Origin of the sequence: Vibrio mediterranei, from assembly GCF_900088415.1 — a bacterium.
GTDB classification, from domain to species: Bacteria; Pseudomonadota; Gammaproteobacteria; order Enterobacterales; family Vibrionaceae; genus Vibrio; species Vibrio mediterranei.
In genome coordinates this window covers 1-24,090 of record NZ_FLLQ01000009.1, presented here as the reverse complement: position 1 = coordinate 24,090, position 24,090 = coordinate 1, and the positions used below count along the sequence as shown (strand labels likewise).

19 protein-coding genes are annotated in these 24,090 nt (G+C 45.6%); 6 read left to right on the top strand and 13 right to left on the bottom strand.

The window, feature by feature from the left end; genetic code table 11:
* The first annotated feature begins 61 nt into the window (after positions 1–61).
* The 4 genes from VME0621_RS21080 to VME0621_RS21065 are packed head-to-tail and all read left to right on the top strand — an operon-like array spanning position 62 to position 4,284.
* Entirely contained in the window at positions 62–721 is a 660-nt protein-coding gene (locus VME0621_RS21080) for a fimbrial biogenesis chaperone (RefSeq protein ID WP_082795563.1), read from the top strand.
* A gap of 11 nt (positions 722–732) precedes the next feature.
* Entirely contained in the window at positions 733–3,063 is a 2,331-nt protein-coding gene (locus VME0621_RS21075; RefSeq protein WP_065311734.1) for a fimbria/pilus outer membrane usher protein, read from the top strand.
* Positions 3,064–3,066: 3 nt separating this feature from the next.
* A complete protein-coding gene (locus VME0621_RS21070; RefSeq protein WP_062463912.1) occupies positions 3,067–3,768 on the top strand; it encodes a winged helix-turn-helix domain-containing protein in 702 nt (233 codons plus the stop codon).
* 36 nt (positions 3,769–3,804) lie between these two features.
* Positions 3,805–4,284 carry a hypothetical protein gene (locus tag VME0621_RS21065; protein ID WP_031493333.1) on the top strand — a complete coding sequence of 160 codons (480 nt, stop codon included), beginning with the start codon at positions 3,805–3,807 and terminating at the stop codon, positions 4,282–4,284.
* Between the two features lie 91 nt (positions 4,285–4,375).
* On the opposite strand, the gene VME0621_RS21060 is transcribed toward VME0621_RS21065, so the two are convergent.
* Positions 4,376–4,963 carry a YjaG family protein gene (locus VME0621_RS21060; protein ID WP_006071293.1) on the bottom strand — a complete coding sequence of 196 codons (588 nt, stop codon included), beginning with the start codon at positions 4,961–4,963 and terminating at the stop codon, positions 4,376–4,378.
* A 65-nt stretch (positions 4,964–5,028) separates the two neighbouring features.
* Here VME0621_RS21060 and VME0621_RS21055 point away from each other — a divergent pair, with 65 nt between their 5' ends.
* Complete coding sequence (locus VME0621_RS21055; RefSeq protein WP_062463910.1) at positions 5,029–5,955, top strand: D-2-hydroxyacid dehydrogenase; 927 nt, start codon at positions 5,029–5,031, stop codon at positions 5,953–5,955.
* 1,911 nt (positions 5,956–7,866) lie between these two features.
* On the opposite strand, the gene VME0621_RS21050 is transcribed toward VME0621_RS21055, so the two are convergent.
* From VME0621_RS21050 to nudC, 3 genes are all read right to left on the bottom strand, one after another.
* Entirely contained in the window at positions 7,867–8,397 is a 531-nt protein-coding gene (locus VME0621_RS21050; RefSeq protein WP_062463883.1) for a DUF4136 domain-containing protein, read from the bottom strand.
* A gap of 101 nt (positions 8,398–8,498) precedes the next feature.
* Complete coding sequence (gene hemE / locus VME0621_RS21045) at positions 8,499–9,566, bottom strand: uroporphyrinogen decarboxylase (RefSeq protein ID WP_062463885.1); 1,068 nt, start codon at positions 9,564–9,566, stop codon at positions 8,499–8,501.
* 309 nt (positions 9,567–9,875) lie between these two features.
* Positions 9,876–10,649 carry an NAD(+) diphosphatase gene (gene nudC / locus VME0621_RS21040; RefSeq protein WP_062463887.1) on the bottom strand — a complete coding sequence of 258 codons (774 nt, stop codon included), beginning with the start codon at positions 10,647–10,649 and terminating at the stop codon, positions 9,876–9,878.
* 164 nt (positions 10,650–10,813) lie between these two features.
* Here nudC and VME0621_RS21035 point away from each other — a divergent pair, with 164 nt between their 5' ends.
* On the top strand, positions 10,814–11,302 hold the full coding sequence (locus tag VME0621_RS21035) for an Rsd/AlgQ family anti-sigma factor (RefSeq protein WP_031493852.1): 489 nt from the start codon (positions 10,814–10,816) through the stop codon (positions 11,300–11,302).
* 375 nt (positions 11,303–11,677) lie between these two features.
* Here the strand turns inward: VME0621_RS21035 and rpoC are convergent, their stop codons facing one another.
* From rpoC to VME0621_RS26335, 9 genes are all read right to left on the bottom strand, one after another.
* On the bottom strand, positions 11,678–15,880 hold the full coding sequence (gene rpoC, locus VME0621_RS21030) for a DNA-directed RNA polymerase subunit beta' (protein ID WP_038231057.1): 4,203 nt from the start codon (positions 15,878–15,880) through the stop codon (positions 11,678–11,680).
* An 87-nt stretch (positions 15,881–15,967) separates the two neighbouring features.
* Positions 15,968–19,993, bottom strand: coding sequence for a DNA-directed RNA polymerase subunit beta (gene rpoB, locus VME0621_RS21025; protein ID WP_065311733.1), 4,026 nt, complete (start codon positions 19,991–19,993; stop codon positions 15,968–15,970).
* Between the two features lie 249 nt (positions 19,994–20,242).
* Positions 20,243–20,611, bottom strand: a complete 369-nt coding sequence (gene rplL, locus VME0621_RS21020; RefSeq protein ID WP_031493851.1) for a 50S ribosomal protein L7/L12 — start codon at positions 20,609–20,611, stop codon at positions 20,243–20,245.
* A gap of 59 nt (positions 20,612–20,670) precedes the next feature.
* On the bottom strand, positions 20,671–21,165 hold the full coding sequence (rplJ, locus tag VME0621_RS21015) for a 50S ribosomal protein L10 (protein WP_038231063.1): 495 nt from the start codon (positions 21,163–21,165) through the stop codon (positions 20,671–20,673).
* Between the two features lie 259 nt (positions 21,166–21,424).
* Positions 21,425–22,126, bottom strand: a complete 702-nt coding sequence (gene rplA / locus VME0621_RS21010) for a 50S ribosomal protein L1 (RefSeq protein ID WP_031496662.1) — start codon at positions 22,124–22,126, stop codon at positions 21,425–21,427.
* A 4-nt stretch (positions 22,127–22,130) separates the two neighbouring features.
* Positions 22,131–22,559, bottom strand: coding sequence for a 50S ribosomal protein L11 (gene rplK, locus VME0621_RS21005; RefSeq protein WP_008078231.1), 429 nt, complete (start codon positions 22,557–22,559; stop codon positions 22,131–22,133).
* 165 nt (positions 22,560–22,724) lie between these two features.
* Positions 22,725–23,273 (bottom strand): transcription termination/antitermination protein NusG, encoded by a 549-nt coding sequence (gene nusG, locus VME0621_RS21000; protein ID WP_031496663.1) that lies wholly within the window; start codon positions 23,271–23,273, stop codon positions 22,725–22,727.
* 13 nt (positions 23,274–23,286) lie between these two features.
* Complete coding sequence (gene secE / locus VME0621_RS20995) at positions 23,287–23,664, bottom strand: preprotein translocase subunit SecE (RefSeq protein WP_031496664.1); 378 nt, start codon at positions 23,662–23,664, stop codon at positions 23,287–23,289.
* A 300-nt stretch (positions 23,665–23,964) separates the two neighbouring features.
* A partial coding sequence (locus VME0621_RS26335; RefSeq protein ID WP_481087204.1) for an EF-Tu C-terminal domain-related protein occupies positions 23,965–24,090 on the bottom strand: 126 nt, incomplete at its 5' end.

The window sequence follows — 24,090 nt, the reverse complement described above, 5'->3', positions numbered from 1 at the left end:
TACTTATTTAATTCCTATCTTTGGAGTATTTATATACTCCAAAGATATAGAGATGTAAAAAATGAAAAAATATATATTTCTAATACTAATGCTACCAAGTATTTGCTATGCCATTGCCATTCCCGGAGCTAGGGTTGTTTATATTGAAGGGAGTAAATACTTTCAAGGTGAAATCGTTAATAACTCAGATTCTGCGACATTAGTACAGCTTTCTATATTAGATGACAGCTTTGATGAAGAGAAGCTGCCGATAATAACACCGAATATCATTCTATCTAAAGCAGATAGCCGCTCAGGGTTCAGAATCTATAATTTAGAGTCAGTAATGGACTCTAATGAGGTAGAAACATATCGAACTCTTAGTGCTGTCTCTATAAAAGAGCAGTCAGATACTCCATCTGATGTCATTGCTAGCATGGATATGCATTACAAGTTATTTATCAGGCCGAAATCCATTGCGACAGTAACCATGGCAGACGCAGTAAAGAAACTCGTTATTAACAAACAAGGTGATGATTTTACAGTAAGAAATGATTCTCCATTACACATCACGCTCATCTCTATTGAACAAAGAAAAGAAGAGACGATGGTAGTACAAATGATTGCCCCTTATCAGGAGATTACATTTACTAAAAGTAGCAATTTTAACCCCAAACGTTCTTTTGAATTAAATTACATCGACGACATTGGATTACTTGCTAAAGATCAACGCTCGCTATAGAAATATTACCCATGTTACGCTCCCTAATTCTGTTCATTCTAACTGCTCCCTTACTATCTTTTGCGGGAGGCTTTGATCTTGCTCTCCTTAGTGGCATCTCTGAAGGAGCTTCCCTCGGTAGCTTGGTTAATCACATCCCTGATGGCAACTATGACTTTAAAATTACCGTCAATAAAAGGCGAACGTATTTTGAATCCATTCGCTTCTACACCAATGAGCAAGGAGAAAGCACGCCATGCTTCTCAGAACAGCAATTAAGTGAGTTCGGCATTAAACCGGATATCAACTTAACACAAGGCTCGTGTGTGCTAAGCAGCGAAATTGGCTTGGATATTGATTTTGGCAGTTTCGAAATAACCATGAACATCCCTTCCAGATTTTTGCTGTCAGAAAAGCAGTATGCTCTGGCTCATTATGATGATGGTGTCACAGCATTAATGTTACCGTATTCGGCTGGAATGACGACTAGGTTTGACGATAACTACAAAGCGTACGGTTCAGCAAGCCCTCAATTCAATGTGGGACGGTTTCGCTTCAAGAGTAGCCTCTCGGCTTCTCTGATGAATCAAAAGACGACAATGTCCAATGGATATCTCTATGGATATACCAATATTCCTTCACTGCGCAGCAAGTTCATGTTTGGTGAACTTAGTCAAAGCACAGCAGTCATGGGGTCGGTCGATATGCAAGGCGTTAGCTTGAGCAGTAATAGCCGTTTGTATCAATCAGGGCAAATGACGGACACTACGACCATTCGTGCCAATGCGGAAACGAATGCCGAAGTGCGTGTTTATCAAGACAACGAACTGATTCACACTGAATACGTGGCGGCCGGCGAATTTACTATTAACGATATGAACATTCGTTCCAATAGTGATTTCGTGGTCAGCATTAAAGAAGAAGATGGACGTGAAGCGGTTTTTTCAGTTCCTAGTCAATTGGTACTCAGTGTCCTAAAGCAAGGCACTAGCGAACATAGCTTATTTACAGGGCTACAACGAACCAACTCACACGCCTTTTTAGGAGGGGAGTTGATCTATGGCCTAACGGATACTCAATCTTTAACTACTGGGCTTTTTGTCGAACGCGACTATAGTAACCTATCTGTAGCTAGTACGATGAATTTCGACCTATTGGGTGGTGTTCGCTTTTCTGCTGCACATTCTACTTACCTACCGACGGGTCAGTCAGGGACTAAAATCAATTCAAGTTTAACCAAAAGCTTGCCATTCTGGTCACTAAATTTTCAGACCTCTCTGAGTCATTTTTTGGGAAATGGGTACCGAGATATCAATAGTAGCCATATTGCCGATACGGTTAGAAAAGGCTATCAGTTCTCTACATCAGCGGGTAGCGACCTGCCCTTTCAACTTGGAAGCGTCAGTCTGTTTCAGTCTCTGGGAGGATCAGACAAAGCACAATTCCAAAGCTTTGGCTTAGGGTACTCATTTGGTAATGAATACTATCGATACTCCGTTAGCGCGCTAAAGGCCTATTCTAAAGAGAGTAACCAGAATAACTTTGCCGTCGACAATCGACTCTCAATGAATTTTTCGATGCCGCTCAACTGGGGAAAATCGCGCGTAAGCCTATCTCGCTCACACAGCAGTGGTCGCCCTGCGAGTACCTCGTTGTCTAGTGGTATGAGGTTCGGCGACAGTAGCTCCGTATCAGGCTCTCTGCGTCTCGATGATAAGAAGGGCATTGTTGGGCATGGGTTGTCTTTATCAAGCAATAGTGAATATAACAATTATTCTCTGCAATACTCCAACTCTCAATCGGGCTCACAGGTTAGAGGCACCGTGAAAGGTGGCTTGGTCGTTGCGGAAAATACCGTGCTTCCCACTCGGCGTCTATCTGACACCAATATATTAGTCAGAGTTGACGATGTGGAAGGGTTAAAAATAAGAAATGCCGGTAAAACAAACGCGGATGGCTTTGCGCTCATCCCTTCAGCCTCTGCGTACAGTCAAAATCGAGTTTCAGTCGAATCCAAGTCGATTCCTGATGGAGTCTACCTTGACAATACCGTCGCAAATACGATTCCAAGTGAAGGCGCTCTCACCTTAGTCACTTATCACGTTAAAAAAGGGCGCGACACCATGCTTAAGCTGAGGCAAGAGGTTTCATTAGGAACTAAGCTTTATAGTAATGATGCCCCGATTAGTAGCTACTTTGACAGTGATGGCCGTGTATTTATTGCGGCATTTGACAAAAATGAGGAACACCTAAGTGTTCCTATGCTCAGCTGTGACGTAAACATTATTGAAGACAGCTATATCGATATGTCTGGCTTAGATTATTATGAAGCCGAGTGTCTGTCCCCAAGTAATAGAAGCTAAATCATGACACCAACCACAAATATAACCTTGAACCCGAATAATGGTCACCTGGCGGAAGACGGGCTTACTATCGCAAAATTAAACAGCAGTGAGCGACTTATCCTTGAAGCTCTTTGCAATGCTCATGGGCACCCATTAACCAAGCAACAGTTATTGGACGTTGGCTGGCCTGGCAAGATTGTTGTCGCTAATTCGCTCAATGTCGCCATCCGAAATATTCGGACAGCGTTGGATAAAGTTGGCTTAGTGATGTGCTTAGAAACCGTTCCAACTATTGGTTTTCGGTTAGATCCTAATGTCATTTTGATCACAAATGACGTGCCTTTTGTCAGCGTGAACGTAAGTTCAGCCAGCGCTAATGACAATGACGCCAGCTCTTCTGAACTAGCCGCTCAGCCAGTCGAAGAATGCCCTTCACCCAACGACGCAGTTGCGACACCAACTCGGTTTGAGTTAGTAAAAAAGGTGCCTTTAATGGCACTTTATGCCGCCTTGTTGTTTTGTGCTTTAGTGATTTTTTACGTGTCATCGATAAAGCCAAGTATGCACACCTATAAGCGTGGCAACACCACTTTGGTCGGCTCATTCTCTCTGCCAGATAACACGGTACACGCCCTCTCTAAAGAGACGGAGGGTCATGTGGTGTATTTTCGGGATACTTCTGATGAAGATGGCATTATTCGCTTGGTCCCAATTGAACACTGAACCGAGATTTTAGCTTCGAATAGTAAGGAATACTGAATGCGCTCTACCAATGCTATGGCCAACCTGCGAACAATAGCGACATCAAAATGCTTCGTTGCTTTGCTGCTAATGGTTTCTGTTGTTTGGCTATTGTACCCCTTCGTTAATGGCTTGGGATGTAGCTATAGGTTTACTCATGATGGTGAGCTCAACTTGCAAAAAGGCAAATGCCGCTCGGGCGTGTTGTCTGTGTATATTGAAAATAAAGCCAGCGGGAGGGTCATTAATAAGACCATGCTTTGGGGTAAACGAGGGTCGGAGATTTACACGCTATTTATTAGTCAGAGAGAGGTAAAACCTGCAGTGGCCACCGATAATCAAGCACTGTATGCCGATACGTTTTATGATAATCAGCTGTTAATTGTTGGGCTGTTGCTCGAGACAAAACAGCCTAATCAGTACATCTCTGTGTTTGATTACCCTTTTGATATCGGCTACGACATCACCTTGTTTGGCAAGACGAGTTTTTTTGATTAATACGAGAAGGTATTGAGTTTAGTTTGGTCGTTCTCAGGCGGGTCGTGGAAAACTTACCTGAGAACGTACTTTTCTATCCTGAAGGCGTACGCTAGATACTTACACCAATGTTACTGACTCCCTCTTCCTTAAGCTCAAGGCGAAGATCTTTAATCAGCTCTATATCACGCTCAGTGCAATCACGTAGTGGACGGAAAATAGCCCACTGAACATCCCATTCTTCACACACAGCTTCGTTTTCTTTTTGGTTCTCATTGGTGATTTCCACACCGGTTTCTGCTTGCTCAAGCTGAGCCACAGTCGCGACAGACTGTTGACTGATCTTAAGCGTTGATTCCAGTAAGTAATCACGATCTAGCAAACCATGCAGTAAAGTCGATAAGGCAAAACACGCATCAATCGCTGGATAGACGCCGTAGATATCGAAATCTTCCGAGTTCGGAATGACCTCTTCTAGCTTTTCTAGCTGCTTTTCGAAGTTGATTTTGGCGGTTTTCACCGTCAGCAGTTCCCATACAGCATCCAAAATATTGCGGTACACGCGCGCTTCAGCAAACTCAGTTTGCTCACAGAACATAGCGAAGTTGGGGTACATACGCTCGCACAAACAGGTCATAAAAGTGATATGCTGCCAAGGCTCAAATTTTTCGATACGTACCTGAATAGGGTTCTTTAACATGGTCGCTCTGCCGTAGTGAATATAGTCTGCGGAAGTGTAACCAAACGGATAGGGAATAGCCAGAAATGACGACGCAAAAGCATCGCTTAGCACTTGTGACGGACAACAATGAACACTACCTGCCACTGCTCGAAGCAAAACAACTGCCTGATTTGGAGATTATCTCTGAGTTGAGTAATGCCACTATTGTACTGGCAGCGCCGCCAAAGCTTGCTTCCGAACTCGATAGTGCTGAGCAGTTACAGTGGGTTCAATCTACCTATGCTGGCATTGATGCCTTACTTGGCGAATCTCTGCGTAAAGACTACAAACTCACTAACGTAAAAGGCATTTTTGGTCAGCAGATCAGTGAGTATGTGCTGGGTTACACCATCAATTACTTCCGTCATTTCGATCTCTATAAACAACAGCAGCAAAAACGTGACTGGCAGCCACACAGCTATCAATCGCTGATTGGCAAACGTATGGTGATTTTTGGTACGGGTGCGATTGGTAGTCATCTGGCGAATACCGTCAAGGTACTGGGTATTGTGCCTATCGGTGTCAATCGCACCGGCATTCCTCCTCGCCAAAGTGCGTTTGCAGAAACTTTTCATATCAACGAAGCAGAAAAAGCGCTTGAGCACGCAGATATTATCGTCAATACCTTGCCCAACACCCCGACGACAGATGGACTGTTCAACGAACCACTCTTTGCGGCCTGTCGTCATGCTTTGTTCTTCAATGTAGGTAGAGGCCAAACCGTTGATAGTAATGCCCTACTTAGTGCGCTGGATAAAGGTCACTTGGTCCATGCTTTCTTGGACGTATTTATCAACGAGCCTATTTCTCAAGAGTGCCCTTACTGGCACAACCCAAATGTCACCGTAACCCCACATATTGCTGCCATCAGTTTTCCTGAGCAAGTGGTCGAGATTTTTGCGGAGAACTATTTGCGCTGGCGTGATGGGTTTCAGTTGCAGAATTTGGTGGATTTTGAGCGTGGGTATTAAAGGGGGATGCTATAGCGTTATCAGGCATAACTCTCAAAAAAGTTGTCACTCCTGCGAAGGCAGGAGTCCTCTCAACGCACGCACTAAGCCTCAAATAGATTCCAGCCTTCGCTGGAATGACGTGAGTTGTGAATCAGTCATACTAAAGAACAGTCACACCACTCGCAGCTAGTGGAATGACGTAAGCTGTTGGTCCATCAGACTCAAAATAGTCGTCACTCCTGCGAAGACAGGAGTCTTCTCAATGCACACACCAAGCCTCAAGCAGATTCCAGCCTTCGCTGGAATGACGTGAGTTGTGAATCAGTCATACTAAAAAACAGTCACACCACTCGCAGCTAGTGGAATGACGTAAGCTATTGGTTAATCACACTCAAAATAGTCGTCACTCCTGCAAAGGCAGGAGTCTTCTCAATGCACGCACCAAGCCTCAAACAGATTCCAGCCTTCGCTGGAATGACATGAGTTGAGAATTAGTCATACTAAAAAATCGTCACAACACTCACAGCTAGTGGAATGACATAAGCTGTTGGTCCATCAGACTCAAAATAGTCGTCACTCCTGCGAAGGCAGGAGTCTTCTCAACGGACGCACCAAACCTCAAATAGATTCCAGCCTTCGCTGGAATGACGTGAGTTGAGAATTAGTGATACTAAAAAATCGTCACAACACTCACAGCTAGTGGAATGACATAAGCTGTTGGTCCATCAGACTCAGAATAGTCGTCACTCCTGCGAAGGCAGGAGTCTTCTCAAAGCACGCACCAAGCCTCAAACAGATTCCAGCCTTCGCTGGAATGACGTGAGTTGTGAATCAGTCATACTAAAGAACAGTCACACCACTCGCAGCTAGTGGAATGACATAAGCTGTTGGTCCATCACACTCAAAATAGTCGTCACACCTGCGAAGGCAGGAGTCTTCTCAACGCACGCAACTAAGCCTCAAATAGATTCCAGCCTTCGCTGGAATGACGTGAGTTGAGAATTAGTCATACTAAAAATTGTCACAACACTCACAGCTAGTGGAATGACGTAAGCTGTTGGTTCATCACACTCAAGATAGTCGTCACTCCTGCGTAAGCAGGAGTCTTCTCAACGCACGCACCAAACCTCAAACAGACTCCAGCCTTCGACGGAATGACGTGAGTTGTGAATCAGTCATACTAAAAAATCGTCACAACACTCACAGCTAGTGGAATGACGTAAGCTGTTGGTTCATCACACTCAAAATAGTCGTCACTCCTGCAAAGGCAGGAGTCTTCTCAATGCACGCACCAAGCCTCAAACAGATTCCAGCCTTCGCTGGAATGACGTGAGTTGAGAATTAGTCATACTAAAAAATCGTCACAACACTCACAGCTAGTGGAATGACATAAGCTGTTGGTCCATCAGACTCAAAATAGTCGTCACTCCTGCGAAGGTAGGAGTCTTCTCAACGGACGCACCAAGCCTCAAATAGATTCCAACCTTCGCTGGAATGACGTGAGTTGAGAATTAGTCATACTAAAAAATCGTCACAACACTCACAGCTAGTGGAATGACATAAGCTGTTGGTTTATCACACTCAAGATAGTCGTCACTCCTGCGAAGGCAGGAGCCTTCTCAACGCACGCACCAAGCCTCAAACAGACTCCAGCCTTCGACGGAATGACGTGAGTTGTGAATCAGTCATACTAAAAAATCGTCACAACACCCACAGCTAGTGGAATGACATAAGCTGTTGGTTAATCACACTCAAGATAGTCGTCACTCCTGCGTCGGCAGGAGTCTTCTCAACGGACGCACCAAGCCTCAAATAGATTCCAACCTTCGCTGGAATGACGTGAGTTGTGAATCAGTCATACTAAAAAACAGTCACACCACTCGCAGCTAGTGGAATGACGTATGTAGTAAGCCACCTGACACAGATAAACTATTTCTTAGGATATTCTTCAAACATCTTGTGCACCTGCTCTTGCACAAACACATCTCTATCTGCGGGCTCCATGGTTTCAGTCAATTGGCGCTGTGACACCGAGCGCCACACCACATCGTTCGACTTGGCATCAATAAGTTCAACGCTTAGTTTACCGAACTTCTTCTCTTTCACTCGAGTTGGCGTCCTAACCCCTACTCCATAAGCACTGTTGTATCCACCTGACCCGATACCGAAACCAAAACTTGGCCCGTCCGCCAACAACTCTGTACCTTCTAGGATGTCATAATACACCAGCACATCGGCATCTTTATCCACCAGCGTCAGTCCTCGCAATGCCATTTCATTGTCGACCGCTTTTTTGATGCGGGCTCCATCAAGGCTAACAGGATCTGCACTGTTTTCTTGATATTGATAGGTTTTGAATGCTGAGAAGTTAGTACTTGAGTCGTAATCCGTCGCCACATCAGAGGCGCAACCAATGAGAAAGAGCAGCGAAGTAAGGAATGGGGTGACCACTTTAAACATAATCAGTCCTCTTAACGAGTGCCTCTGTTTAGCTTAGTCAAAAAAAGAAAAAAAGCCGTCATCTGCTTAAGATGACGGCTTTAAAAAAACATTAACTTGATTTACTTGTGATACGGTTTAGATAACTCGTGCACCGCTTCAACAAATACACCTGCATTTTCAGGTGGCACATCTAGATGAATACCATGGCCTAAGTTGAAGACGTGACCAGTGCCACCATCACCGAAGCCTTCCAGAATGGTCGCAACTTCTTCACGAATGCGCTCTGGCTGAGCGTAAAGCATTGATGGGTCCATGTTACCTTGCAGTGCTACTTTGTCGCCGATACGCGCTTTAGCGTCCGCGATGTTAATCGTCCAATCTAGACCTACTGCGTCACAGCCTGTCGCTGCGATTTGTTCAAGCCACATACCGCCATTCTTAGTAAATAGCGTTACTGGAACGCGACGACCGTCGTTTTCACGTATCAGACCATCAACAATCTTGTGCATGTACTGAAGTGAGAACAAGTTGTAATCACGAGGTGTCAATACACCGCCCCATGTATCAAATACCATGACCGATTGGGCACCCGCTTTAATTTGCGCATTAAGGTACTCAATAACACTGTCCGCTAACTTATCCAGTAGTGCATGCAGAATTTGTGGCTCTGCGTACATCATCTTTTTGATCTTAGTGAAGGCTTTCGAACTGCCCCCTTCAACCATGTATGTCGCCAGCGTCCAAGGACTGCCAGAGAAACCGATAAGTGGTACCTCGCCATTCAAGTCTTTACGAATTTGACGTACTGCATTCATTACATATTGCAGCTCGCCTTCTGGATCAGGTAAACCAATTTTGTCGACATCTGCTTTGCAAGTAATAGGACGTTCAAACTTAGGACCTTCACCCGCTTCAAAGTGTAAACCTAGGCCCATCGCATCTGGAATAGTCAGGATGTCAGAAAACAGAATGGCAGCGTCGAGTGGGAAACGACGAAGCGGCTGTAGCGTCACTTCAGATGCTAACTCGGCGTTCTTACACAAAGACATAAAGTCACCAGCCACAGCACGTGTTTCGCGATACTCAGGCAGGTAACGTCCTGCTTGGCGCATCATCCATACTGGTGTGTAATCTACAGGTTGCTTTAACAACGCTCGAAGATAGCGATCGTTCTTTAATTCCGTCATTCTTTTTTCTCCAATTCGAAAGGCGTTAGTTTAACGCTAATCGTTGACCGTGTGCAGCCATAGATAACAATTCTTTTACCAAAATTTGAGGGCTATCCGGTCTTATGCTTGAACGCTCAAAAAAGAGTCACTTTGCAAGCCAGATCATATTATTAATGACCAATCTAATAGCGAATTTGCAACCCATTAATAGGAATGTTAAAAGTTTGTTTGCTAGCGAAAATTACAATAATACAACTGAGTATCGCACTCAGCATCTCATAACGACATCTTACTTACCCCCTCCGCTTGCGGAGGGTTTTTTTTATCCTACTTAACTTGCTCTACCGTGGCATTGATCAATGCTCGGGCAATGGTCCCTTCTGGTGCCACTAGAGGCAGTGCATTGGTTTCAAACCACTGCGCATCTTTCAGCTCGGAGAAGTCTGGTTTAATTTCACCACTCTCATAATCAGCCAAAAACGCCATCATCATGCTTGATGGAAACGCCCAAGGTTGGCTGCCGAAATAGCGAATGTTCCCCACCTTAATGCCCGTTTCCTCTTCCACTTCGCGTGCGACACATGTTTCTAGGGTTTCGCCCACTTCTAAAAACCCAGCAATCACGGTATACATGCCGCCTGCATGGCGATTATGCTGAGCTAATAGAATCTGCGACCCTTTGCGGACCGCCACAATAATGCATGGGAAAATTCGTGGATAATGTAGCGTTCGGCAATCTTGGCATTGCATAGCCAGTTGATTGTGATTGAGATGATTTCGTCCACCACATTGAGGGCAAAAGCGCATCGACTGACTCATGTAGCCATATTGGATAGCTTTGGATAACTGGTAGAAAAGCGCCTCTGGTAAATGCAGTAACTCGCGTAAAGAAGTAAGTGGTCGCTCACCGTCTAGGTCTGAATCATTGAGCCACATTACCGGTGTACCTTCAAACTCTCCAACCTGAATAGCCTGCGCCGCTGGGAGTTGAAATTGCTCCGCCGAACCTTGCGGCACCTCACCGTCTACAAGCCATAGTTCGTTCCCTGACACCACACACCAATAAGCTTGATGAATGTGGTTTTCACTTTTTTTTAACATCATGAATCCTCATTGCTTGCAGTTCGACCATTTTACTGGCAATCTAAATTCATACCAGCTAGAAAAACGAAATTCTAATTCTGGTACCATGAGAAACGACTTCTCAGTAACTCTTTGTCATTACAAAGCTAGAGACTGCCTATTGCGGTCCCGATCATGAGGACATGGTCATGTTAAATAAATTCAAACAAGTACAAGAACAATGGGGTGGCTCCAGCGAAGTCATCGACCACTGGCTAGAAACTCGCCAAGCGCTTATCGTCGAATACTGTAAGCTTGGTTCTCTGCAACCTTCTCAAGCTCAATCCAACGTCGTCGAGCTGCCTTCTCCTAAAGACATCGGTTCCTTTTGCGACCATCTTGTCGACTATATCTCTGAAGGTCATTTTAAGATCTACGATATGGTCATGGATAAGTGGAAAGCGACTGGATTCAAGACCAACGATGAGATTGATGCCGCTTACGCTAAGATTGTCCTGACCACTGACCCACTGCTTGAATTCAACGATAAGTACAAGAAAGTGGATGATGAAATGCCTAGTTTCGAACAGGACATGTCAAAAGTTGGGGAGATCTTAGAGTTACGCTTTGCGGTAGAAGATAAGCTGATCCAACTGATTGCTGATAGTTTAGCGATTCCGCCAGGGGCGTAGAGGACGCGATTGTTAGCAACAATAGGCTTATAGCTTTGACAGGCTCGTAATGAGGGTCTGTTCTGTTGCATCTTCGCCTTCTATACCGCCACCCTTGCGAAGGCAGGGGGGTCACCAGGCCTCAGCTAGATTCCTGTCTACACAGGAATGACGGTAGCTATGAATTAGCCTATTTAAAAAATATCGCACCTGAAACCATCGTCACCCGAAGCCATTGTCATCTAAGACTATCGTCACCCCTGCGAAGGCAGGGGTCTACTCAACATGGGTCACCAAACCTCAGCCAGATTCCTGTCTGCACCGGAATGGCAATAGAGCGAAAATTCAGATACAAAAAAGGCGCCTTTCGGCGCCTTTTGTCATTTCTTTCTACGATTACTCGTCAGAAGAGAAACCTGCGTTTAGTAGCGCAGCTAGGTTATCCGTCGCTTGTTCAGCTGATGGACCTTCCTGAGCTTCGTCACGCTTAGCTTGACGGTCTTGGTGATACGCAAAACCAGTACCAGCTGGGATCAGACGACCCACGATAACGTTCTCTTTCAGACCACGTAGGTCATCACGCTTACCAGATACCGCAGCCTCTGTTAGTACGCGCGTCGTTTCTTGGAACGATGCCGCAGAGATGAACGATTCTGTCGCTAGAGATGCCTTAGTGATACCTAGTAGGTCACGCTCAAAACGTACAAGTTCTTTGCCTTCAGCTTCTAGCTGACGGTTTGCGATCTTAACGCTTGAGTATTCAACCTGCTCGCCTGGTAGGAACTCAGAGTCACCTGCATGCGTGATTGTACACTTACGTAGCATTTGACGAACGATAGTCTCGATGTGCTTATCGTTAATCTTAACACCCTGTAGACGGTATACTTCTTGAACTTCATTCGCGATGTATGCTGTTACAGCGTGAATACCACGTAGACGTAGAATGTCATGCGGAGTTTCTGGACCATCAGCGATTACGTCACCACGCTCAACGCGCTCACCTTCGAACACGTTTAGCTGACGATGCTTAGGAATCATCTCTTCGTAGTTATCGCCACCATCACGAGTGATGATTAGACGACGCTTACCTTTCGTCTCTTTACCGAATGAAACGGTACCAGAGTGCTCAGCAAGAATTGCTGGCTCTTTTGGTTTACGAGCTTCGAATAGGTCCGCAACGCGAGGTAGACCACCGGTGATATCTTTGTTACCGCCAGATTTTTGTGGGATACGTGCTAACGTGTCACCCACACCTACTTCTGCGCCATCTTCGATGTTCACAATCGCTTTACCTGGTAGGAAGTAAAGTGCTGGCATTTCTGTGCCTGCGATCATTACGTCTTTACCATGCTCATCAACAAGTTTGATAGCTGGACGCATATCTTTACCTGCTGCTGGGCGAGCGGCTGCTTCTGTTACTTCGCTTGAAGATAGACCTGTTAGGTCATCTGTTTGACGAGAAACAGTTACGCCATCGATCATGTCTACGAATTGGATACGACCCGCTACTTCAGTAATGATTGGCAGCGTGTGCGCTTCCCAGTTCGCTACTGTTTCACCAGCTTGAACTGCATCGCCATCACCTTTAGTTAGCAATGAACCGTAAGGAAGTTTGTGCTTCTCTTTAGTACGGCCAAACTCATCGATAATCGTCATTTCTGACGCACGAGAGGTGATAACCAGTTTCTTATCTTTGTTGATAACAAACTTAGCGTTGTGAAGCTTCACAGAACCTGTGTTCTTCGCCTGGATGCTGTTCTCTGCAGCTGCAGTAGATGCCGCACCACCGATGTGGAACGTACGCATCGTAAGCTGTGTACCCGGCTCACCGATAGACTGAGCAGCGATAACGCCCACTGCTTCACCTTGGTTCACTAGGTGACCACGTGCTAGGTCACGACCGTAACACTGTGCACAACAACCGAAGTCTGCATCACAGGTAACTACTGAGCGCACTTTCATGCTATCTACAGAGTTATCTTCCATGATCTGACACCACTTCTCATCAATTAGAGTGTTACGTGGAATCAGAACATCTTCAGTACCTGGCTTAAGAACGTCTTCAGCAACTACACGACCAAGCGCTAGCTCAGAAAGTGCAACTTTAACGTCACCACCTTCGATATGAGGCATCATATCGATACCTTCGTGCGTACCACAGTCGTGCTCGTGAACAACTACATCCTGAGCAACGTCTACTAGACGACGAGTTAGGTAACCCGAGTTCGCTGTCTTCAGTGCCGTATCCGCAAGACCCTTACGAGCACCGTGCGTTGAGATAAAGTACTGAAGTACGTTTAGACCTTCTTTAAAGTTCGCAGTGATCGGTGTTTCGATGATTGAGCCATCTGGACGAGCCATCAGACCACGCATACCAGCTAGCTGACGAATCTGAGCTGCAGAACCACGAGCGCCCGAGTCAGCCATCATATAGATGCTGTTGAATGACTCTTGTTGCTCTTCCGCACCTTCACGGTTAATTACCGTTTCAGATGAAAGGTTGTCCATCATCGCTTTCGCTACGCGATCGTTGGTCGATGCCCAAATATCGATCACTTTGTTGTAGCGCTCACCCGCAGTTACAAGACCAGATTGGAACTGTTCTTGAATTTCGCGAACTTCTTCTTCCGCTGATTCGATTTCGTCGTACTTCGCTTGAGGTACAACCATGTCATCGATACCAACTGATACACCAGAAAGTGCAGCGTATGCAAAACCTGCGTACATCACTTGGTCAGCAAAGATTACTGTATCTTTCAGACCCAGCTTACGGTAAGCCTCGTTAAGTAGGTTAGAGATTTGCTTCTTACCTAGCTTTTGGTTTACCAAGCTGTATGGAAGACCTGCAGGAACGATTTGCCACAGCATTGCACGACCGATAGTCGTATCGACCATCTTCGTTTCTGTTGTGCTGTTGCCATCTTCGTCCACTACCGTTTCAGTGATACGTACTTTAACGCGAGCGTGTAGCTCTGCGCTCTTAGTACGGTATGCCTTCTCAGCCTCTTCAGGGCCAGCAAGGTACATACCTTCACCTTTCACGTTGATCTTTTCACGAGTCATGTAGTAAAGACCCAATACAACGTCCTGAGAAGGTACGATGATCGGATCACCTGACGCTGGCGACAGAATGTTGTTTGTCGACATCATCAGTGTACGAGCTTCAAGCTGTGCTTCTAGAGTTAGAGGCACGTGAACCGCCATTTGGTCACCATCGAAGTCCGCGTTATACGCCGCACACACTAGTGGGTGTAGCTGAATCGCTTTACCTTCGATTAGTACTGGTTCGAACGCCTGGATACCAAGACGGTGAAGTGTTGGTGCACGGTTCAATAGTACTGGGTGCTCGCGGATTACTTCGTCTAGGATATCCCAAACGATCGCTTCTTCGCGCTCTACCATCTTCTTAGCTGCTTTGATTGTCGTCGCCATGCCACGAGTTTCTAGCTTGCTGTAGATAAATGGTTTAAATAGCTCTAGTGCCATCTTCTTAGGAAGACCACACTGGTGCAGACGAAGGTATGGACCTACTGTGATTACAGAACGGCCAGAGTAGTCTACACGCTTACCAAGTAGGTTCTGACGGAAACGACCTTGTTTACCCTTGATCATATCAGCAAGAGATTTCAGAGGACGCTTGTTCGAACCTGTAATTGCACGACCGCGACGACCGTTATCTAGAAGGGCATCAACAGACTCTTGCAGCATACGCTTTTCGTTACGTACGATGATGTCTGGAGCCGCTAGCTCTAGAAGACGCTTCAAACGGTTGTTACGGTTGATTACGCGACGGTATAGATCGTTCAGATCAGACGTTGCAAAACGACCGCCATCTAGTGGTACTAGAGGACGTAGATCTGGCGGAAGAACCGGAAGCACAGTTAGGATCATCCACTCAGGATTGTTACCTGATGCGATGAACGCTTCAACTAGCTTCAGACGCTTAGTGATCTTCTTACGCTTAGTTTCTGAGTTAGTAGACTCAAGTTCTTCGCGCATCATCTCTGCTTCAGCGTGCATGTCCATAGTGGCAAGCAGATCTTTGATCGCTTCTGCACCCATCTTAGCAGTGAATTCGTCACCCCATTCTTCTAGACGATCAAGATACTCTTCTTCAGTTAGCATCTGACCTTTTTCTAGATCCGTCATACCTGGTTCAGTTACTACGTACATTTCGAAGTAAAGAACACGCTCGATATCACGTAGCGGGATGTCCATTAGCAAACCGATACGAGATGGTAGCGATTTTAGGAACCAGATGTGAGCGACAGGAGACGCAAGCTCGATGTGGCCCATACGGTCACGACGAACTTTAGTTTGCGTTACTTCAACGCCACACTTCTCACAGATAACACCACGGTGTTTCAGACGCTTGTATTTGCCACAAAGACATTCGTAGTCTTTAACTGGACCAAAAATACGCGCACAGAACAGACCATCGCGTTCAGGTTTGAACGTACGATAGTTGATCGTCTCAGGTTTTTTAACTTCACCAAAAGACCATGAACGAATCATGTCTGGTGAAGATAGACCGATTTTGATTGCATCAAATTCTTCGGTCTTATGCTGTGCTTTTAGAAAGTTTAATAAGTCTTTCACAATCAGCTCCTGTAAGGAGTTTAAAAAGGTGCTCGCTTGGTCAGCAAACCTGCGCGAGCCCCTTTTCTACCAGATAATCCTTATGGATTATTCGTCTTCTAGCTCGATGTTGATACCTAGCGAGCGGATCTCTTTCAACAGTACGTTGAACGATTCTGGCATGCCAGGTTCCATGCTGTGGTTACCATCGACGATGTTCTTATACATCTTCGTACGGCCGTTAACGTCATCAGACTTAACCGTTAGCATTTCTTGAAGCGTATATGCTGCACCGTATGCTTCTAGTGCCCATACTTCCATCTCACCGAAACGCTGACCACCGAACTGAGCTTTACCACCAAGTGGTTGCTGAGTTACTAGGCTGTACGAACCAGTTGAACGAGCGTGCATCTTGTCATCAACAAGGTGGTTCAGTTTCAGCATGTACATGTAACCTACAGTTACAGGACGCTCAAACGCATCACCAGTACGACCGTCAAACAGAGTTAGCTGACCAGATTCTGGTAGGTCACCCAGTTTTAGAAGTTCTTTAATAGACTTCTCAGACGCACCGTCAAAGACAGGTGTAGCAATCGGTAGACCGCCACGTAGGTTCTTAACCAGAGTACGTACTTCGTCATCAGACAGTGATGCAATATCAACGTTCTGACGAGTACCACCTAGATCGTAAACCTTCTGCAGGAATTCGCGGAATTTCGCTAGCTCTTGCTGCTCTTTAACCATCTGGTTGATCTTGTCACCGATACCTTTCGCTGCCAGACCTAAGTGAACCTCAAGGATCTGACCGATGTTCATACGCGAAGGTACACCCAGTGGGTTAAGTACGATGTCGACAGGTTGACCCTTCTCATCGTAAGGCATGTCTTCAACAGGGTTGATCTTAGAGATAACACCCTTGTTACCGTGACGACCCGCCATCTTATCACCAGGCTGGATACGACGTTTAACCGCTAGGTAAACTTTAACAATCTTAAGAACGCCAGGCGCTAGGTCATCACCTTGAGTGATCTTACGACGCTTAGTTTCAAACTTCTTATCAAAGTCTGCACGTAGCTCGTCGTACTGCTCTGCAAGTTGCTCAAGCTGAGATTGCAGTGCATCGTCTTCTAGCGTTAGTTCTAGCCACTTCTTACGATCGATAGTATCTAGTTTAGCGTCAGAGTAACCACCTTGAAGTAATACAGCTTTCACACGGTTTAGAAGGCCACCCTCAAGAATCTGGAATTCTTCAGTTAGGTCTTTCTTCGCTTCTTTCAGCTGCATTTGCTCAATTTCTAGAGCACGCTTGTCTTTCTCTACGCCATCGCGAGTGAAGACTTGAACGTCAATGATGGTACCTGAAACAGAGTTAGGTACACGTAGTGAAGTATCTTTAACGTCAGATGCTTTTTCACCGAAGATCGCGCGTAGTAGCTTCTCTTCAGGAGTTAGCTGAGTTTCACCTTTAGGCGTTACTTTACCAACTAGGATGTCACCACCCTTAACTTCAGCACCGATGTAAACGATACCTGACTCGTCTAGTTTAGACAGAGCAGACTCACCTACGTTTGGAATATCCGCTGTGATCTCTTCAGAACCCAGCTTAGTATCACGTGCCACACAAGAAAGCTCTTGGATGTGGATAGTCGTGAAGCGGTCTTCTTGAACTACGCGCTCAGATACTAAGATCGAGTCTTCGAAGTTGTAACCGTTCCAAGGCATGAACGCGATACGCATGTTTTGACCAAGCGCTAGTTCACCAAGGTCTGTTGAAGGACCATCAGCAAGAACGTCACCACGTGCTACTGGTTCACCAGGTAGTACAGTTGGGCGCTGGTTAATACAAGTGTTCTGGTTAGAACGCGTGTACTTAGTTAGGTTGTAAATGTCGATACCTGCTTCGCCAGGGATCAGCTCGTCTTCGTTAACTTTGATAACGATACGAGAAGCATCTACAGACTGAACTGTACCGCCACGTTTAGCTACTGCTGTAACACCAGAGTCAACCGCTACATTGCGCTCGATACCAGTACCAACTAGAGGCTTGTCAGCCTTAAGCGTTGGAACAGCCTGACGTTGCATGTTCGCACCCATCAATGCACGGTTCGCATCATCGTGTTCTAGGAACGGGATAAGCGATGCAGCGATAGATACTACTTGGTTTGTCGCAACGTCCATGTAGTTAACATGGTCGCGTGGGTGAAGACCAGATTCACCTTTTTGACGTGCAGTGATTAGCTCGTCAGCAAAAGTACCTTCTTCAGTTAGCGCAGCGTTAGCCTGTGCGATAACGAATTGGCCCTCTTCGATTGCTGATAGGTAATCAACTTCGTCAGTTACTACACCATCTACAACGCGACGGTATGGCGTTTCTAGGAAGCCGTACTCGTTACAACGCGCAAACGCAGATAGAGAGTTAATTAGACCGATGTTCGGACCTTCAGGTGTTTCGATAGGACATAGACGACCGTAGTGAGTTACGTGTACGTCACGTACTTCGAAGCCAGCACGCTCACGAGTAAGACCACCAGGACCCAATGCAGAAATACGACGCTTATGCGTTACTTCTGAAAGCGGGTTGTTTTGGTCCATAAACTGAGAAAGCTGTGAAGAACCGAAGAATTCTTTAACTGCCGCAGAAATAGGCTTAGCGTTGATTAGGTCTTGAGGCATGATTGCATCAAGGTCACCTAGGCTCAAACGCTCTTTTACTGCACGTTCAACACGTACCAGACCAACACGGAATTGGTTCTCAGCCATTTCACCTACAGAACGGATACGACGGTTACCTAGGTGGTCGATATCATCAACTTCACCAATACCGTTACGGATCGCGATAAGCTTCTTCATCACTTCGATGATATCAGTCTCATCAAGCGTACCCTGCTCTAGGCCATCTTCACGACCGATAGAGCTGTTAAACTTCATACGACCAACAGTCGATAGATCATAACGCTCTTCAGAGAAGAATAGGCTTTCGAATAGTGCTTCTGCAGCTTCTTTTGTTGGCGGCTCACCAGGGCGCATCATGCGGTAGATTTCTACCAACGCAGAGATGCGGTCTACCGTGCTGTCGACACGTAGTGTGTCAGACATGAACGGACCGTGGTCTAGATCGTTCGTAAATAGAACTTCTAGTTTCTTAACGCCTGCCTGAGATAGGTTCGCTAATGCTTCTAGGCTGATCTCTTGGTTTGCACCAACGATGATCTCACCTGTCGCTTCATTGATGTAGTCTTTAGAAGCTACTTTACCTACGATGTACTCGACAGGTACTTCAATGAACTCAACGCCATCTTTTTCAAGTTGACGGATGTGACGAGCAGTAACACGACGACCAGTCTCAACATAAGTCTTGCCATTGGCTTCGATATCGAATGAAGCAGTCTCACCACGTAGACGCTCAGGTACCAACTCCATAAGTAGAGTTTGGTCTTTCACTTCGAAGTTTACTTTTTCGAAGAAGATATCGAGGATTTCTTCCGACGTCTTACCTAGTGCACGAAGAATGATCGATGCTGGTAGTTTACGACGACGGTCAATACGTACGTATAGGTTATCTTTCGGGTCAAACTCGAAGTCGAGCCATGAACCACGGTAAGGAATAACACGTGCGTTATAAAGAACTTTACCTGAAGAGTGAGTCTTACCCTTATCGCTGTCGAAGAACACGCCTGGGCTTCGGTGCAGCTGGGATACGATAACCCTCTCGGTACCATTGATAACGAAGGTACCATTGTCAGTCATAAGCGGAATTTCGCCCATGTAGACTTCTTGTTCTTTAATGTCTTTTACAGTACCTGCCGGTGCGTCTCTATCAAAGATAACTAGGCGCAGTTTTACGCGTAGTGGTTTTGAATAGGTAACGCCACGAATTTGACATTCTTTAACGTCAAATACTGGCTCACCAAGACGGTAGCTAACGTATTGCAGCTCAGAATTGCCGTTATAGCTCTGAATCGGAAATACAGAACGAAAAGCAGCTTCAAGTCCATATTGTCCTTCAGGATCCTGTTCGATAAATTTGTCGAACGAATCGAGCTGGATCGATAGCAGGTATGGAATGTCCAAAACTTGTGGACGAGTACCAAAGTCCTTACGGATGCGCTTTTTCTCGGTATAAGAGTGAACCATGGGGTTCCTCAGCTCGCTGATAAGTGACCCAAACTGCCCGTCCATCCTAGTTACTTAAGGTGGAGTATGGGGCAGTGACTAACAACTGTTTACTGTAGTGACGTTAACTCAAGCGTCGAGCAACGTTTTTTGCATGGTGCGTAGATGCTTAAACAGCAGGAAAATTCATCTACGCCCTACAGCGCAAAAAGGCCGGTGGTCAATAAACCACCAGCCATTAGCCTGTTAGGCTAAGAAATTAAGTAATAATTACTTAACTTCAACAGAAGCACCAGCTTCTTCTAGCTGAGCTTTAAGAGCTTCAGCTTCAGCTTTGTCAACGCCTTCTTTTAGAGGTGCTGGAGCTGAGTCTACAAGACCTTTAGCTTCTTTAAGGCCTAGACCTGTTGCGCCACGTACCGCTTTGATAACAGCAACTTTGTTACCGCCAGCAGCAGTTAGGATTACGTCGAATTCAGTTTGCTCAGCAGCAGCTTCGCCACCAGCAGCACCGCCAGCTACAACAGCAGCTGCAGCAGATACGCCGAATTTCTCTTCCATAGCTTCGATAAGCTCAACAACTTGCATTACAGACATTTCTGCAACTGCGTCTAGGATTTGCTCGTTAGTAATAGACATAACAATTCTCTTTTAAGTCAACAATAAGTTTATTTTGCAACCAGTAAAAAGCAAGCTGATTAAGCAGCTTCTTCTTGCTTCTGGTCGCGTAGTGCAGCGATAGTACGTACCAGCTTGCCTGCAGAAGCTTCTTTCATGCACATCATTAGGCGTGCAATTGCTTCGTCGTAAGTTGGTAGTGTCGCTAGTACTTCAGCATCAGTAACCGCGCCTTCAAATGCAGCAGCTTTGATCTCGAATTCTTTGTTCTCTTTAGCGAAGTCTTTGAAAAGACGCGCTGCAGCACCTGGGTGCTCGTTAGAGAATGCAAGTAGAGTTGGACCAGTGAAAGTGTCAGTTAGACACTCATACTCAGTACCTTCTACTGCACGGCGTGCTAGAGTGTTACGAACAACTCTCATGTAAACACCCGCTTCACGCGCTTGTTTACGTAGAGAAGTCATCGCGCCTACTTCAACGCCACGAGAGTCAGCTACAACTGCAGAAAGTGCACCACTGGCTGCTTCGTTGACTTCAGCAACAATTGCTTTTTTGTCTTGAAGGTTTAAAGCCATCTTGGATTTACTCCTGGTTGTTTTTACACCACCCGAAATCTTCACGATTTTGGGAGTTCATACGGTGCTTTTTCCAGAAGAAAGATAAACGTTAAGTTCAACTTCCTTTCAGTCTGGCACCATCTACGTAGGTATGATTAAGTTCTTTTCAGAACGCCTACGGTCTTGGACGGAGGCTAAATTCCCTAAGGAGTTTCAGCCCCAACCACAAATTTGATAGGCGCAAAATTATACATAATTTCTGCGCCTATGCAAGCAATTAAGCTTGAGTGTTTAGTGTAGATTGATCTACAGAAACACCAGCACCCATAGTAGTAGAGATGCTTACTTTCTTCAGGAAAGTACCTTTCGCTGAAGACGGCTTCGCTTTCTTAAGCGCAACTAGTAGAGCTTCTAGGTTCTCTTGTAGTTGGTTCGCTTCGAAATTCACTTTACCGATAGTAGTGTGAATGATGCCGTTTTTGTCGTTACGGTAACGAACCTGACCAGCTTTAGCGTTCTTAACAGCTTCAGCAACGTTAGGAGTTACAGTACCAACTTTAGGGTTTGGCATAAGACCGCGAGGACCTAGGATAGTACCTAGTTGACCAACAACACGCATTGCATCTGGAGAAGCAACAACTACGTCGAAGTTCATTTCGCCTTTCTTAACTTGCTCAGCAAGATCTTCCATACCAACGATGTCTGCGCCAGCTTCTTTAGCTGCTTCAGCGTTTGCACCTTGAGTGAACACTGCAACGCGGATTTCGCGGCCAGTACCGTGAGGTAGTACAGTTGCACCACGTACGTTCTGGTCAGATTTACGAGCATCGATGCCTAGGTTAACAGCAACGTCTACAGACTCAACGAATTTAGCAGTTGCTAGTTCTTTAAGAAGAGCTACAGCTTCGTTGATTTCGTATTCTTTAGTTACTTCAACTTTTTCGCGGATAACGCGCATACGCTTAGTAAGTTTTGCCATGATCTTAACCCTCTACCACTAGGCCCATTGAACGAGCAGTACCCGCAATAGAACGCTTCATCGCTTCAATGTCAGCACCAGTCATATCAGCAGCTTTAGTTTCTGCGATTTCTTGGATTTGAGCGTCAGTCACTGTACCCACTTTTTCAGTGTTAGGACGACCTGAACCAGACTTAACGCCAGCAGCTTTCTTAAGAAGAACAGCAGCAGGTGGAGTCTTAGTTACGAACGTGAAAGAACGGTCGTTGTAAACAGTGATAACTACTGGAGTCGGTAGACCTTTCTCAATAGATTCTGTTTTTGCGTTGAACGCTTTACAGAATTCCATGATGTTCACACCGTGTTGACCTAGAGCAGGACCAACCGGTGGACTTGGGTTTGCCATACCAGCTGCAACTTGCAGTTTGATATAAGCTTCAACTTTCTTAGCCATGATATTTCCTAATTTTGGGTTCAAACGCTATCCGAGTGGAAAGCTCCCCGTGTTTTGATAAAACTTTCTACAGTCAGTGCTGTAAAAAGGCGCGAAATTATAAGCATAATTCGCGCCCTATTCAACCCTAAAAAGGTGATTTTTTATACTCTTTAAAATCGAGTATTAGTCAAGCTTATCCACTTGACCGAATTCAAGCTCAACTGGTGTTGCACGACCAAAGATCGATACAGACACTTTTACGCGGCTCTTATCGTAATCCACTTCTTCAACAGTACCGTTGAAGTCAGCAAATGGACCTTCATTGACACGTACCACTTCACCCGCTTCGAACATTGTTCTTGGACGAGGAGCTTCACTAGCCTTCTCTAGACGATTTAGGATAGCGTCAGCTTCTTTATCAGTGATAGGTGCAGGACGGTCAGAGGTACCACCAATGAAGCCCATGACACGTGGCACACTGCGTACTAAGTGCCAAGACTCATCGTTCATGATCATCTGAACAAGAACGTAGCCTGGGAAGAACTTACGCTCGCTTTTACGGCGTTGGCCTGCGCGCATTTCCACAACTTCTTCAGTCGGTACTAGCACTTCGCCAAAGTACTCTTCCATTGCGTGCATTTTAATATGTTCGCGAAGAGACTGAGCCACACGTCCTTCAAAACCAGAAAAGGCTTGAACTACGTACCAGCGTTTTTTCGGAGCTTCACTCATGAATTAACACCCTCTATAACCCGGTTATGAATGCAACAAGACGAACCATAATGCCGTCGATACCCCATAACGCAAGCGCCATTACAATACTTACTGCAAGGACAATCAGCGTAGTTTGCATTGTTTCTTGGCGTGTAGGCCAAACTACTTTGCGAACTTCTACGCGAGCTTCACGTGCGAACGTGATCGCTGCCTTACCTTTTGTTGTTGTAGCTGCTACACCAAGTGCCGCAGCAATCAATACAACTACACCTGCAGCGCGAAGAACTACAGAAAGTTCTCCATACAGGTAATTACCCACAACAGCGGCGGCTAGCAGAGCAAAAGCGACAATCCACTTCATTACATCTGCTGCATTTGAGCTATCAGGAGTTTCAGCGTTTGCTTTCATAAAACCAACCTGTGACAAGTCTAACTAGACGACAACAACCCCGCTGCTGCAGGGCTTATTCCTTTAATGTTGATTAAATTTGAGTCAAACCAACATTTTAGCCAAAGGCTCAGGTAGAAATTACTTTCCAACTCAACCCTTAAAATCCTTTCTAAATTCATACAATGAGCAGTCACTGAATGAATTTTGCGCCTCTATATATAGTAGCGCAGAAAAAGGGCATCAAATGATGCCCTTTTTAGCATTGCTTAGTCAAATCTTATTCAAAGATTTTCCCAGAGCTTGCGACAATTCGAAGAATTAGTCGAAGATCTTAGCAACAACACCAGCACCTACTGTACGGCCACCTTCACGGATAGCGAAACGTAGACCTTCGTCCATTGCGATTGGAGCGATTAGCTCAACTTGCATTTGGATGTTGTCACC

Bases quoted from the DNA above. Each gene is read 5' to 3' on its own strand.
- rplJ (WP_038231063.1), bottom strand. From the start codon at position 21,165: ATGGCTTTAAACCTTCAAGACAAAAAAGCAATTGTTGCTGAAGTCAAC.
- VME0621_RS21075 (WP_065311734.1), top strand. From the start codon at position 733: ATGTTACGCTCCCTAATTCTGTTCATTCTAACTGCTCCCTTACTATCT.
- rpoB (WP_065311733.1), bottom strand. From the start codon at position 19,993: ATGGTTCACTCTTATACCGAGAAAAAGCGCATCCGTAAGGACTTTGGT.
- VME0621_RS21055 (WP_062463910.1), top strand. From the start codon at position 5,029: ATGACGACGCAAAAGCATCGCTTAGCACTTGTGACGGACAACAATGAA.
- VME0621_RS21070 (WP_062463912.1), top strand. From the start codon at position 3,067: ATGACACCAACCACAAATATAACCTTGAACCCGAATAATGGTCACCTG.
- rplK (WP_008078231.1), bottom strand. From the start codon at position 22,559: ATGGCTAAGAAAGTTGAAGCTTATATCAAACTGCAAGTTGCAGCTGGT.
- secE (WP_031496664.1), bottom strand. From the start codon at position 23,664: ATGAAAGCAAACGCTGAAACTCCTGATAGCTCAAATGCAGCAGATGTA.
- VME0621_RS21065 (WP_031493333.1), top strand. From the start codon at position 3,805: ATGCGCTCTACCAATGCTATGGCCAACCTGCGAACAATAGCGACATCA.
- VME0621_RS21035 (WP_031493852.1), top strand. From the start codon at position 10,814: ATGGTCATGTTAAATAAATTCAAACAAGTACAAGAACAATGGGGTGGC.
- VME0621_RS21060 (WP_006071293.1), bottom strand. From the start codon at position 4,963: ATGTTAAAGAACCCTATTCAGGTACGTATCGAAAAATTTGAGCCTTGG.
- hemE (WP_062463885.1), bottom strand. From the start codon at position 9,566: ATGACGGAATTAAAGAACGATCGCTATCTTCGAGCGTTGTTAAAGCAA.
- nusG (WP_031496663.1), bottom strand. From the start codon at position 23,273: ATGAGTGAAGCTCCGAAAAAACGCTGGTACGTAGTTCAAGCCTTTTCT.
- rplA (WP_031496662.1), bottom strand. From the start codon at position 22,126: ATGGCAAAACTTACTAAGCGTATGCGCGTTATCCGCGAAAAAGTTGAA.
- VME0621_RS21050 (WP_062463883.1), bottom strand. From the start codon at position 8,397: ATGTTTAAAGTGGTCACCCCATTCCTTACTTCGCTGCTCTTTCTCATT.
- nudC (WP_062463887.1), bottom strand. From the start codon at position 10,649: ATGTTAAAAAAAAGTGAAAACCACATTCATCAAGCTTATTGGTGTGTG.
- VME0621_RS21080 (WP_082795563.1), top strand. From the start codon at position 62: ATGAAAAAATATATATTTCTAATACTAATGCTACCAAGTATTTGCTAT.
- rplL (WP_031493851.1), bottom strand. From the start codon at position 20,611: ATGTCTATTACTAACGAGCAAATCCTAGACGCAGTTGCAGAAATGTCT.